This is a genomic window from Aeribacillus sp. FSL M8-0235 (assembly GCF_038000355.1).
GTDB lineage: Bacteria > Bacillota > Bacilli > Bacillales > Aeribacillaceae > Aeribacillus > Aeribacillus composti.
In genome coordinates this window covers 2610477-2623289 of record NZ_JBBOBW010000001.1, presented here as the reverse complement: position 1 = coordinate 2623289, position 12813 = coordinate 2610477, and the positions used below count along the sequence as shown (strand labels likewise).

Annotated in this window: 12 protein-coding genes; 10 read left to right on the top strand and 2 right to left on the bottom strand. The window is 38.8% G+C overall.

What is annotated here, in order from left to right:
• Positions 1-89: 89 nt before the first annotated feature.
• From NSQ71_RS12735 to NSQ71_RS12725, 3 genes are read left to right on the top strand one after another with little or no spacing between them, the layout of a single operon-like run.
• Positions 90-779, top strand: coding sequence for a helix-hairpin-helix domain-containing protein (locus NSQ71_RS12735; RefSeq protein ID WP_339210144.1), 690 nt, complete (start codon positions 90-92; stop codon positions 777-779).
• A gap of 33 nt (positions 780-812) precedes the next feature.
• Positions 813-1373 carry a ComE operon protein 2 gene (locus NSQ71_RS12730; RefSeq protein WP_063388016.1) on the top strand — a complete coding sequence of 187 codons (561 nt, stop codon included), beginning with the start codon at positions 813-815 and terminating at the stop codon, positions 1371-1373.
• A 25-nt stretch (positions 1374-1398) separates the two neighbouring features.
• Positions 1399-3708, top strand: a complete 2310-nt coding sequence (locus tag NSQ71_RS12725; protein ID WP_340734007.1) for a DNA internalization-related competence protein ComEC/Rec2 — start codon at positions 1399-1401, stop codon at positions 3706-3708.
• 100 nt (positions 3709-3808) lie between these two features.
• On the opposite strand, the gene NSQ71_RS12720 is transcribed toward NSQ71_RS12725, so the two are convergent.
• Positions 3809-3940 (bottom strand): YqzM family protein, encoded by a 132-nt coding sequence (locus tag NSQ71_RS12720; protein ID WP_065095531.1) that lies wholly within the window; start codon positions 3938-3940, stop codon positions 3809-3811.
• A 288-nt stretch (positions 3941-4228) separates the two neighbouring features.
• On the opposite strand from NSQ71_RS12720, the gene holA reads away from it, so the two are divergent.
• Positions 4229-5281 (top strand): DNA polymerase III subunit delta, encoded by a 1053-nt coding sequence (gene holA / locus NSQ71_RS12715; RefSeq protein ID WP_063388017.1) that lies wholly within the window; start codon positions 4229-4231, stop codon positions 5279-5281.
• A 15-nt stretch (positions 5282-5296) separates the two neighbouring features.
• Here the strand turns inward: holA and rpsT are convergent, their stop codons facing one another.
• Complete coding sequence (rpsT, locus tag NSQ71_RS12710) at positions 5297-5563, bottom strand: 30S ribosomal protein S20 (protein WP_063388018.1); 267 nt, start codon at positions 5561-5563, stop codon at positions 5297-5299.
• A gap of 195 nt (positions 5564-5758) precedes the next feature.
• On the opposite strand from rpsT, the gene gpr reads away from it, so the two are divergent.
• From gpr to hrcA, 6 genes are all read left to right on the top strand, one after another.
• The gene (gene gpr / locus NSQ71_RS12705; RefSeq protein WP_340734431.1) at positions 5759-6853 is read left to right on the top strand and encodes a GPR endopeptidase; all 1095 of its coding nucleotides are present in this window, start codon (positions 5759-5761) and stop codon (positions 6851-6853) included.
• 74 nt (positions 6854-6927) lie between these two features.
• Positions 6928-8097, top strand: coding sequence for a stage II sporulation protein P (gene spoIIP / locus NSQ71_RS12700; RefSeq protein ID WP_063388019.1), 1170 nt, complete (start codon positions 6928-6930; stop codon positions 8095-8097).
• 23 nt (positions 8098-8120) lie between these two features.
• Positions 8121-8468: a DUF3679 domain-containing protein gene (locus NSQ71_RS12695; RefSeq protein WP_063388020.1), complete on the top strand. Its 348-nt coding sequence runs from the start codon at positions 8121-8123 to the stop codon at positions 8466-8468.
• Positions 8469-8652: 184 nt separating this feature from the next.
• Complete coding sequence (gene lepA, locus NSQ71_RS12690; RefSeq protein WP_340734004.1) at positions 8653-10482, top strand: translation elongation factor 4; 1830 nt, start codon at positions 8653-8655, stop codon at positions 10480-10482.
• Positions 10483-10545: 63 nt separating this feature from the next.
• Complete coding sequence (hemW, locus tag NSQ71_RS12685) at positions 10546-11691, top strand: radical SAM family heme chaperone HemW (RefSeq protein ID WP_340734003.1); 1146 nt, start codon at positions 10546-10548, stop codon at positions 11689-11691.
• A gap of 81 nt (positions 11692-11772) precedes the next feature.
• Positions 11773-12798, top strand: coding sequence for a heat-inducible transcriptional repressor HrcA (gene hrcA, locus NSQ71_RS12680; RefSeq protein ID WP_063388023.1), 1026 nt, complete (start codon positions 11773-11775; stop codon positions 12796-12798).
• Positions 12799-12813 lie beyond the last annotated feature (15 nt).

Here is a 12813-nt window from a genome sequence, read left to right as displayed (position 1 = left end):
CCCCTCCTTTTTTTAACATTGTTCTCCTACACGATATGTTCTGCTGCCTTATTTTATGAATGAATATTTAGAAAGGGGAATTCATGTGCATGAACCATTTCCTTTTTATAAAAAAGTATGGGGTTTTTTTGTTAATCATTTTCGCTGCCATTTTGTTTTTTATCATCAACAACTGGCGTGATTCAAACGAGATCGAAGTTTCCGATGAACCATTGCTGGAAACGGATGAACGAACGCCGATGCAAAAAAGCAGAGAAGATGATGACGAAGAAGAGAATGAGCACCGTAACGAACAGACGACGATGATTTATATTGATGTAAAGGGGGCAGTTCGTAAGCCTGGTGTTTATGAATTGCCGTCATCCAGCAGGGTGTTTGAAGCAATCGAAAAAGCTGGAGGAATGAATGACCAGGCAGACGGAAATCGTGTGAATCTGGCCAGAAAGCTAACAGACGGTATGGTTGTTTATGTGCCAAAGCTAGGCGAAAAAATTGACGAAAATGCTCTTATGGATGAAAGCGGCGCAAATGCTGATGCTTTACAAAGACCGCAAGAGAAAGAAAAAATCAATATTAATACGGCGACAAAGGAAGAGCTGCAAAAATTAACGGGAATCGGCCCTGCAAAAGCGGAAGCAATTATCGCACACCGTGAAGAAAACGGGCCGTTTCAAAAAGAAGAGGATTTACTGGAGGTTACCGGTATAGGAGAAAAAACGTTTGAAAAGATCAAAAATGAGATTAGCGTTGACGAACATGAAGACTTGTCGATAAACTGAAAAAGAATGTTTACAAAATTCGGAGGGGTAAAAGTGGATCGAATTTCTTGGAATCATTATTTCATGGCGCAAAGCCATTTGCTTGCGCTGAGAAGCACATGTACAAGACTTGCTGTCGGTGCTACGATTGTCCGCGATAAACGGATTATTGCGGGGGGATATAACGGCTCGATCGCAGGAGGAGTCCACTGTATTGATGAAGGCTGCTATGTGATTGATAACCATTGTGTTCGAACGATCCATGCGGAGATGAATGCGATATTGCAATGCGCCAAATTTGGAGTGGCAACAGCAGGAGCGGAAATTTACGTCACGCATTTTCCATGCTTAGCTTGCACAAAAGCGATTATTCAAGCGGGTATTCAAAGTGTATATTATGCAAAAGATTACAAAAATCATCCATATGCAATGGAATTATTTGAACAAGCAGGTGTTCATATAGAAAAAGTCGCATTCGATGAAACGACTTTGGATTTAAAAAATGAAGAAAAGCGCGAATATGTTGAGCAGCTTTTAAATGCTTTAAAACATCTCGGCGTATCAGAAACGGACTTGAAAAAATGGAATGAACAAGCCCGTCAACTTTTCGGCTGATCTAATCGAAAAGGAGGTTATTTTTTTGAGAGGCCAGTGGGCATATGTCGCGATTTCCGCATTGTTGGCGATTGTTTCCGCTACCTCTTTTCCTTCCCTTCTTCCTTTTTTCATTTTTGCTGCACTTCTTTTTTTCTTATGGCTTCAACATAAAAGGAAATTAGCTTTCATCGTTGCTTGCTCGTTTTTGTTCATGCTTCCATATTTTCATTGGTATGATCAACAAAATAAAACAAATTATCACGAAGGCATGTTATCAGCAAAAGGAAAGGTAATCTCCTCTCCTGAAATCGACGGGGATCTGATGACATTTGCGGTCGAGACGAATCAGGGAGAAAAGCTGACGGCCCGTTATACATTGAAAACAAAACAAGAGATGAAAAGTACAAATAATATACGGCCAGGTGATATATGCAATTTTTCAGGAAAGCTTGAAAAACCGAAAAATAACACAAATGAAAATGCGTTTAATTATAAGCGCTATTTGTATTTTCAGCAAATCCACTGGCTGTATAAGCTCGACAAAATCGGGCATTGTACATATAAGCCGTCATGGAAAGATCATTTGGAAAATTACCGGCAAAAAATGATTGAATGGATTCATCATAAATTTCCAGAAAAAACAGCCGGCTTCGTCCTTGCTTTGACGGTAGGCTATCAGAACAATATTCCAGAAGAAGATCTTGCCGCTTATCGAAAGCTAGGGATTGTTCATATTCTTTCGATTTCAGGTCTTCACGTAAGCATATTAATCGCCTCACTTTACTTCTTCCTTTTGCGGCTGGGCATTTCAAAAGAACAAACCATTATGATTTTGATTTGCTTCCTCCCCTTTTATGCATTGTTAACAGGAGGAGCTCCGCCTGTCGTCCGCGCCTCTCTTATGGCAGCGCTGATCATGGGAGGAACACTTTTTAAACAAAATATGCCCCTTTCTGATTCAATCTCATTCAGCTTTCTTCTCATGACATTTCTTGACCCGTATGAAGTTTTTCATCTTGGATTTCAGCTTTCTTACGCAGTCACATTTTCGCTAATTTTATCAAGACAAATCTTTCAAAAATGCAGGAATTCATTGCAATTGTTGGCAGCAGTTTCATTTGTTGCCCAAACTGCTTCACTGCCGATTATATGCTACTATTTTTATCAATTTTCTCTATTGAGCTTTATCATGAATATTATGTTTGTGCCGCTATACACGTTCTTTTTGCTGCCGCTTACCATGATCACTCTCATTTTAACCGTAATTTCTTCTTCCATCGGTTCAATATTTGTTTCCCTTCTTCACACTTCTTTTACTTTGTCGTCCAAAACAGCATTATTTTTCGGTGATTTGCCTTTTTTCACGATAACAACTGGCAAACCGTCTGTTTTTTTATTTCTGTTGCAATATATCATTTTTATCAGCCTTTTCTTTCAAATGGAACATAAGCCGATGGCAAAATGGGGAAAACCGATATTATGCAGCGGTTTGCTCACTGCATTGCTTTTGATAGCAGGGAAAATGACCATGCCGGGAGAAGTAACAGTTCTTGATGTCGGACAAGGAGACAGCATTTTTATTAGAGAGCCCGGCTTAGGTAACAGTTATTTAATTGATACAGGAGGAATGGCTGTATTTGAAAAAGAAAGCTGGCAGATGCGAAAAAAACCGTTTTCCATCGCATTGGACGTCCTGATCCCTTATTTTCAGTCGAAAGGGGTAGAGGAAATTGAAATTTTGTTTTTAACTCATGGAGACTATGACCATATCGGCGAGTCATTAACCTTAATCAAACAATTTCGAGTAAACAAATTGGTTATTCCAAAATATTTTTCCAGAGAAGAGCTTGAAAAGCAAATAGTAAAAGAAGCGAAAAATCGAGGAATTGAAATATTTGAATTAGAAGCAGGAGATCGGATCACAGGCAGAACAGCTTTCCACGTTCTCTCTCCTTTCACAAAATCGGATTCTAAAAATAATGATTCTCTCGTCCTAATGGCAAAAATAGGCGGGTTGCGCTGGCTGTTTACCGGTGATCTTGAAGAAAGCGGAGAGCGGCACATGATTAAACAATATCCAAAAATGACTGCGGATGTGGTCAAAATCGGGCATCATGGAAGCAGAACTTCGACTAGCGATATATTTTTACAAACAATTGATCCGAAGATCGGGGTCATTTCAGCAGGAAGAAACAATCGTTTCGGACATCCTCATCAAGAAGTATTGAATCGATTAAAAAAACAAAACGTATCCATATTTCGTACAGATCAACTGGGTGCTGTCCAATACAAATATCGAAAGTCTCAAGGAACCTTTTTATTCTACCCGCCATACGATACATTAACAAAATAGGGCAGTTTTGACAGCTTGAAAATGGAGAGATGATTGGACGGCTGGGTCCGGATTGTACAAGGAGCAAAAAGAAAGAGACTGCCGTTTGCAGCCTCTCTCTTTACGAGCCGATCAATTTAATCGCTGTTGCAATGATAAACAATGTGGCAAAAAAGCCAAAAGAAACAATAAAACCGACGGCAGAATCAACAGCATCATTACGTTTGCTTACATTTTGTTCAAATTCGTTCATCTATACCCCTCCTCATCGTCATAAGTAGTATAAGCGATTTCAGCAAAAAAATCTACATTCTTAAAAATGATTCATGTTAACGATTAACAACTATATTCTTTTTCGAAAGGGAGAATATATGAATGGGTAATCGTTTTTTTGTAAGTGTCCCGGGGCTTACAAAAAACGTTCATATAAATCGGAGGATTGGCTTCGCTGCCAATTCTCCATTATGTTGAAGTGTTGCGAAAAAATTTTTTTCCATATATGATGAATGAAGCACACTTCATTTTTTAGGGGAATCTTAAGATGATTGTCGATTTATGGAATTCATTTAAAAAGAAACAATTTCAGTCTCTTTATTTATTTTATGGAAAAGAATCATTTTTATTAAATGAAACAATTCGCAAATTGTTAACCGAGGCAATTAGTGAAGACGAACGGGAATTTAATTATTCCGTCTATGATATGGAAGAAACAAATATAGAAACGGCTGTTGAAGATGGGGAAACGATGCCGTTTTTAGGTGAACGCAGGATGGTTGTTGTGAAAAATCCTTATTTTTTGACGAGCGAAAAGAAAAAAGAAAAAGTGGAGCATAATCTTAAAAAACTTGAACAATATGTAGAAAATCCTGCCCCGTTTACTGTTTTTGTCTTTTTGCTTCCACATGAAAAAATTGATGAAAGAAAAAAGCTGACAAAACAAATAAAGAAAGCGGCAACAGTAGTTGAAATGAATTCCTTTTCAGAAGAGGAAACAGTCAAATGGATAAAGGAAAAAGCGGAAGCAGAAAATGTGGCGATGGAAAAAGAAGCGATCGATGAGCTTATGGAAAAAACATCTGGCAACTTAATGATCATAGATAAAGAGATGGAAAAATTATGTGCATATGTTGGAAGCGGAAATAAGTTGACTGCAGAAATGGTCAAGCAGCTCGTTGCACGCTCGCTTGAACAAAATGTTTTTGATTTAATTGATGCCGTCGTCAAAAAGAAAACAGAAGAAGCCTTTAAAATTTTTTATGATTTGTTAAAAATAAACGAAGAACCGATTAAAATTTTAAGCCTCCTTACACAACAATTCCGTCTATTATATCAAGTGAAGCAGCTTTCGAAATCCGGTTACGGACAGGATCGGATGGCGTCATCCTTAAAGGTTCATCCGTTTCGCATTAAGCTGGCTTTAAAACAGGAGAAGCAGTTTTCTGCCAGTGAATTGCAGAGCATCATAAAAGCTCTTGCGGAGACAGATTTTGAAATAAAAACAGGAAAAAAAGATAGACAATTAGCGTTAGAGTTTTTGCTGCTGAAGCTGTTTCAGCAAGAAAAAAAGCAATCAACAAGCGGGATAAAAGCTTGATGATTGCTTTTATTTTTATGCTGATAAGCTGTTTAATTTTTTAGCTAAGCGTGATTTGAAACGAGCGGCTGCATTTTTATGAATGATTCCTTTGGAAGCAGCTTTATCAATTTTTTTCGCAGCTACTTTAAACGCTTCTTTTGCTTGTTCAACATCTTTATTTACAACGTACGCTTCAAACTTTTTAATTGCTGTACGCATAGCCGATTTCATTGATGTATTGCGGGCACGGCGTGTTTCATTTGTTTTCATTCGTTTAATAGCGGATTTAATGTTAGCCATTGTTTCACCTCCTACTGACTATATAAAATCAAAGCTGCCGCATTCTTTTTTGGATATAGAACAAAAGTTATTCTATCAAACGGTTTTTTCTTTTGCAATACTAATGTAAATGAAATCCCCCTTTGAAGCTAAGAAATGGGATGAAATGAAATGACTTTGGAAAAAATAGATAAAAATGAACTTGGGGTGACAATGATGAACAATGCGCTTGATTTAAGCAAATATTCAATCAGAACGGATTTGGCGCTTGAAGCGAGAGATTTGGCCCTTGAAAAAAAGAAAGAAATGGAAGGGGTCATCGTTCAAGAAGAAGAGGAAGACGGTATGAAAATTGTCCATATGGACATTACGGATAAAGGTGCTGAGACAATCGGCAAAAAGAAAGGCAAATATTTAACGCTGGAAGTGCAGGGAATCCGCAATAAAGATACCGAACTGCAGGAAAAAGTAATCAAAATGTTTGCAAAGCATTTCAGTTCTTTTTTGGAACAGCTGCAAATTTCTAAAGATGCAAGCTGCTTAGTGGTCGGTCTTGGCAATTGGAATGTCACTCCAGATGCTTTAGGCCCTTTAACATGTGAAAATTTATTGGTCACAAGACATTTGTTTCAGCTTGAACCAGAAAACGTCAAAGAAGGCTATCGACCTGTCAGCGCCCTTGCACCAGGAGTGATGGGGCTAACGGGAATTGAAACATCTGATATTATAACGGGAGTTGTAAAACAATCAAAACCTGACTTCATTATTGCCGTTGATGCATTAGCTGCAAGATCAATAGAGCGTGTAAACAGCACAATACAAATTGCCGATTCCGGCATCCATCCTGGATCCGGCGTAGGAAACAAAAGAAAAGAATTGAGTGTGGACACGATAGGCGTTCCGGTTATATCAATCGGAATTCCGACAGTAGTTGATGCTGTAACGATAACTAGTGATACGATTGATTTTATATTAAAGCATCTCGGCAGAGAAATGCGGGAAGGAAATCGCCCAAAAAATGCGTTGGCTCCGTCTTGGTTTAGCTTTGCTGAAAAAAAGAAGCTGACGAATGAAGATTTGCCTAAGGAAAAAGAGAGAAAGCAGTTTTTAGGGATAATCGGTACACTGGAAGAAAATGAAAAGAGAATGCTGATTCATGAAGTGCTGAGTCCACTTGGACATAATTTAATGGTAACACCGAAAGAAGTAGATATGTTTATTGAAGATATGGCGAATGTGCTTGCGAGCGGTTTAAACATGGCGCTCCATTCCGCGGTGAATGAAGAAAATACCGGGGCTTACACACATTAAAAACAAAGTAAAAGTTCTATTCCTCCCAGTGCTGTCATACATATTTTGTAGACAAGCCTTGGAGGAGGATTTTCATGAAGCATCGCAGAATGGTCGTAACAGTTGATAGGACAAGCTTAAAAAAAATCATCTTAGCGGGATTTTTTTTAATCATTTTTATGTTTTTCATTACAGGGCTTTTGACGTCGATTAAGATTGAATATCGTCCCGCCTCTAGTTCTATTCATGAAATCACGGGAAATATAAACGGCAGAATGTTTCTTCATTTATTAAACTTTGAAAACCATTATTTTTCTCAAGGATTAGAAGAAAGTAAACCGGATTTTTCAGTTTCTTCCGTCCTTTTTCAATTAACGACAAGCATAAATCCTGATGATCCGCGCAGCTTGCTCGGAAGGGAGCTTCCAGGGTTTACTTTGTTCGATGGCGACATCATTGTGGCTGGAGAAGGGACGAATTATACGAACATGCCGATTGAATCCGCTCCCCCGACAGAAGTGCTTTTAGAGGAAAGGGAAGCTTCGATTGACAAGCTTGAAGATGTGGAAGGCGAGGAAAAGCCAAAACAGTCTCCTAACTTAACAACAAATGGAAAAAAAGTCGTATTTATTTATCATACTCACACGACCGAATCTTATTATCCTTTATTAAATGGGGCAAAATCTCCTTTTCATTCAAAGGCGAATGTCACATTAGTCGGAGAAAAGTTTGGACAGGAGCTTGAAGAAAGAGGAATAGGAGCGGTTGTGGACAAAACGAATTTTCAAACTGTATTAAATGAGAAAAAATGGAAATATTACAAATCATATGATGCATCAAGACCTGTTGTTCAAGAAGCATTGGCATCGAATCGAGATCTTCAATACATTTTCGACATCCACCGTGATTCACAAAAAAGGGATAAAACAACCATTACGATTAATGGAAAGAGTTATGCCAAAATTGCATTTGTGATTGGCGGGAATAATCCAAATGCTGATAAAAATAAAAAAATTGCACAAAATTTGCACAAATTGTTTGAAAAGAAATATCCGGGCTTAAGCCGTGGTGTGTTTTCCAAAAAAGGCGAAGGAGTTAACGGCGTTTACAATCAAGACTTATCAGAGAATTCGCTGCTGATTGAATTCGGGGGAGTTGATAATAACATGGAAGAACTCAGCAGAACTGTCGAAGCTGTTGCAAACATATTTAGCGAATATTATTGGCAGGCAGAAAAGGTGAGCGGGAGCGTTCAAAACGAGTGACGGCTTGAAAGGAGGAATGTTTGATGGCGAAGTTTATGGCCAAAAGTCTGCTTCTAACCTTCATTATGTTTTTAGGAGTAATAATTGGCATACAGCAAGCGAGCCATGGCATTCAACAAATGAGAGGCTATGAGACGGAAGAGACAGTCGAAGCCGTTCAACTAAAGCAAAAGGACGACGGAAAACTGGAAGCCACGATTTTGGGAAATCAAGTGACAAGCCACGATTTACAAAAAAAGCAGGAGCAGCTTGAAAAAATAGAGGCATTCAATTTCTTCTCTCAAATTGGAAAATCGCTTGCGAATCTAGTGCAAAAAGGAACGTCAGCGATCATTGAAGGAATATTGGAACTGATTGAAGCATACACCTAAACAAATTTAAAAGAAAGACTTGAAGCAATCCGCAGGTCTAGTCTATTTCAAAACAGGGTTCAGACAGTCATTCTGATCCCTGTTTTGCGTATTCAATCACAGAATAAATTTTCATTGAATCTCCAATTTTCTACTGATATAATCAAAGCTAGTGTAGTTGGCTAGTAGGAGTGGTGACAAAAATATGAAAAGGGAAGAAAAATTAGAACGCCAGAAGAGAATTCGCAATTTTTCCATCATTGCTCATATAGATCACGGGAAATCAACACTAGCTGACCGGATTCTGGAGAAAACAGCTGCTGTTACCCAAAGGGAAATGAAAGAGCAGCTGCTCGATTCGATGGATCTTGAACGCGAAAGAGGTATAACAATTAAACTGAATGCGGTTCAGTTATCATATAAAGCGAAAGACGGGAATGAATATATTTTTCATTTAATTGATACCCCTGGACATGTTGATTTTACGTATGAGGTTTCGAGAAGCTTGGCTGCCTGTGAAGGCGCCATTTTAGTTGTGGATGCGGCGCAAGGGATCGAAGCGCAAACGCTGGCGAACGTCTATTTAGCGATTGACAACGACTTAGAAATTTTGCCTGTTATTAATAAGATTGACTTGCCGAGCGCTGAGCCTGAACGAGTGCGACAAGAAATTGAAGACGTGATTGGGCTTGATGCTTCTGAGGCTGTGTTGGCATCAGCAAAAGCAGGAATCGGCATCGAAGAAATTTTAGAACAAATTGTTCAAAAAGTCCCAGCTCCGCAAGGTGACCCAGACGCACCTTTCAAAGCGCTTATATTTGATTCTCTGTATGATGCATACCGTGGAGTTGTTGCTTATATACGCGTTTTTGATGGTACGGTAAAAGTCGGAGACCGTATAAAGATGATGGCGACGGGGAAAGAATTTGAAGTAACGGAAGTCGGTGTATTCAAGCCAAAAGCGCATCCTGTACAGGAGCTCACGGTTGGCGACGTCGGTTATTTAACGGCTTCCATTAAAAATGTCAGTGACACACGAGTTGGTGATACGATCACTAGCGCTGTCAATCCGGCTGCCGAGCCACTGCCGGGGTACCGAAAATTAAATCCGATGGTCTTTTGCGGGATGTATCCAATAGATACGGCAAAATACAACGATTTACGTGATGCTCTTGAAAAATTGCAGCTGAATGACTCCGCATTGCAATTTGAACCTGAAACATCGCAAGCGCTGGGCTTTGGATTTCGCTGCGGCTTTTTAGGTCTGCTGCATATGGAAATCATCCAAGAGAGAATTGAAAGGGAATTTCATATTGATTTAATTACGACGGCTCCTAGCGTTATTTATCATGTTTATTTAACAGACGGCAGCATGGTTCAAGTTGATAACCCTTCGAACATGCCGGATCCGCAAAAAATTGACCGAATAGAAGAGCCTTATGTGAAAGCCGGGATTATGGCTCCAAACGACTATGTTGGTGCGGTGATGGAGCTTTGCCAAGGAAAACGCGGCCAATTCATAGATATGCAATATTTGGATGAAACGAGAGTCAATATTGTTTATGAAATCCCCCTTTCGGAAATCGTTTATGATTTTTTTGATCAGTTGAAATCAAGCACAAAAGGGTATGCTTCGTTTGACTACGAACTCATTGGCTACAAACCTTCAAAACTTGTGAAAATGGATATTCTTTTAAACGGGGAGAAAATCGATGCTTTATCCTTCATTGTTCATCGTGACAGCGCCTATGAACGCGGCAAAGCTATCGTTGAAAAATTAAAAGAGCTTATTCCAAGGCAGCAATTTGAAGTTCCTGTTCAGGCTGCAATTGGAAACAAGGTCATCGCACGTTCAACGATTAAAGCTTTACGTAAAAATGTGTTGTCAAAATGTTACGGTGGAGATGTGTCGCGTAAACGGAAGCTTCTTGAAAAACAAAAAGAAGGAAAAAAACGAATGAAACAAGTCGGCTCTGTCGAAGTGCCGCAAGAAGCCTTCATGGCTGTGCTGAAAATGGATGAAAACCAAAAATGATGTTGACGAGTGCCGCAGCCATTGCTGCGGCATTAGCGCTTTGGAAAGGCAGGAGAATGAAAAATGGCTGAAGCCGCGTATATTCATATCCCGTTTTGCGAACAAATATGCCACTACTGTGATTTCAATAAATTTTTTTTACAAAACCAGCCTGTTGATGACTATTTGCAAGCACTGTGTTTGGAAATGAAAAAGGCAATGGAGGATCAAGTATTAAATGAAGAATTAAAAACGATATTTATCGGCGGCGGTACGCCTACTTCCCTGTCAGCCAAACAGCTCGATCATTTAATGGAGAGCATACATCAAACTTTGCCGATGCAATCCGTAGTTGAATTTACAGTTGAATGCAATCCAGATCAATTAACGATGGAAAAGCTGTCTGTATTGAAAAACGCCGGAGTCAATCGCCTATCCATCGGAGTGCAAGCCTTTCAAGATTCATTGCTGAAAAAAATTGGAAGGACTCATAATAAAGAAACAGTTTTTCAAGCAGTTGAACGGGCAAGATCGCTAGGCTTTGAAAATATTAGCATAGATCTTATGTACGGTCTTCCCGGCCAAATGATAGAAGAATGGAAAGAAACTCTTTCCGTTGCATTTTCATTAGAGGTCCAGCATATGTCTGCTTATTCGCTAATCGTAGAACCGAAAACGGTGTTTTATAATTTAATGCGAAAAGGAAAGCTTTTGCTTCCTTCTCAAGAGGAAGAGGCGTTTATGTATGAGACCGTTATGAATGAAATGGAACGGCACGGATACCATCAGTATGAATTAAGTAATTTCGCACGCAAAGGCTTTGAAAGCAAACATAATTTAACGTATTGGCATAATAACCATTACTATGGATTTGGAGCTGGAGCACACAGCTATTTGGACGGGATCCGGCGGGAAAACGCTCGACCGCTGAAAAAATATATTGAAATGATTTATAAAAATAATGGAACGGCTTTTGTTTCGGAGAATATGCTGACAAAAGAAGAAATGATGGAGGAAGAAATGTTTCTCGGATTGCGGACGATTAGAGGGGTTTCCAAAAAACGGTTCCGAGATAAATACGGATTAGATGTTGGGGAAGTATTTGGCCCGCAAATTGAAGAACAATTAAGAAAAGGTCTTTTATCTGAAAGTGCATCACATCTTTTTTTAACAAGAAAAGGAATGCTTTTAGGCAATGAAGTATTTCAAGCATTTCTCGCAGTTAGTTAATTGACAATTCTTCTTTCATTTGATAACTTTATCATAGAATTAGCACTCGAGTAATATGAGTGCTAACAGAGGTGATGTTCCTTGCTGACAGATCGTCAATTATTAATTTTGCAAATTATAATTGATGATTTTATTCAATATGCTCAGCCGGTTGGCTCCCGTTCTTTATCGAAAAAGGAATCGATTACGTTCAGCTCGGCTACAATCCGAAATGAAATGGCGGACTTGGAAGAATTAGGATTGATTGAAAAGACCCATACGTCATCAGGCAGAGTGCCATCCGAAAAAGGGTATAGATACTATGTCGACCATTTATTGTCACCAAAAAAATTAACGAAAAAAGAAATTATGGCGATAAGATCCATTTTCGCCGAGAAAATATATGAATTAGAAACGCTTGTTCAAAAATCAGCTCAAATTTTATCTGAGCTTACAAGCTATACAGCGATTGTTTTAGGTCCGAAAGTTTCGGAGAACCGACTCAAACGTTTGCAAATCGTTCCAATTAACGAAGATAAGGCGGTTGCCATATTTGTAACTAACACAGGCCATGTTGAGAATAAAATGATTACTTTTCCCGAAAAAATAGACATGAGTGAACTGGAAAAAATCGTAAATATTTTAAATGAAAAGCTTGCCGGCGTGCCTCTAAGCGAATTAAAGGATAAAATATACAAGGAAATTGCAAACATTTTACGGAAGCATATTAGAAATTATGATATTTTATTAAAATTGATTACTGGCACGCTGAATGTAGGTCACGAAAAAATATATTTCGGAGGAAAAACGAATATTTTGAGCCAGCCGGAGTTCCGCGATGTCTCTCAAATTCAAACATTTTTAGATTTCATAGAACAAGAAGATGAACTGTATGATTTGCTAAAGACAAACCCGTCAGGCATTACGGTGAAAATTGGCACGGAAAATAAAATATCTGCTATGGAAAACTGCAGCTTAATTACTGCCACCTATTCAATTGGCGAGAAGCAAATCGGCACAGTCGCGGTGCTTGGCCCGAAACGAATGGATTATTCAAGGGTCATCAGCCTTTTAAAATTTTTCTCGAAAGATTTATCACAAGTTTTAACAAAGCTATATCAAGGATAGGATGGGGGAATTCTC

Coding starts and splice junctions, on each gene's coding strand:
- NSQ71_RS12735 (WP_339210144.1), top strand. CDS start 90: ATGAACCATTTCCTTTTTATAAAAAAGTATGGGGTTTTTTTGTTAATC.
- NSQ71_RS12720 (WP_065095531.1), bottom strand. CDS start 3,940: ATGAACGAATTTGAACAAAATGTAAGCAAACGTAATGATGCTGTTGAT.
- holA (WP_063388017.1), top strand. CDS start 4,229: ATGATTGTCGATTTATGGAATTCATTTAAAAAGAAACAATTTCAGTCT.
- rpsT (WP_063388018.1), bottom strand. CDS start 5,563: ATGGCTAACATTAAATCCGCTATTAAACGAATGAAAACAAATGAAACA.
- gpr (WP_340734431.1), top strand. CDS start 5,759: ATGAACAATGCGCTTGATTTAAGCAAATATTCAATCAGAACGGATTTG.
- spoIIP (WP_063388019.1), top strand. CDS start 6,928: ATGAAGCATCGCAGAATGGTCGTAACAGTTGATAGGACAAGCTTAAAA.
- NSQ71_RS12695 (WP_063388020.1), top strand. CDS start 8,121: ATGGCGAAGTTTATGGCCAAAAGTCTGCTTCTAACCTTCATTATGTTT.
- lepA (WP_340734004.1), top strand. CDS start 8,653: ATGAAAAGGGAAGAAAAATTAGAACGCCAGAAGAGAATTCGCAATTTT.
- hemW (WP_340734003.1), top strand. CDS start 10,546: ATGGCTGAAGCCGCGTATATTCATATCCCGTTTTGCGAACAAATATGC.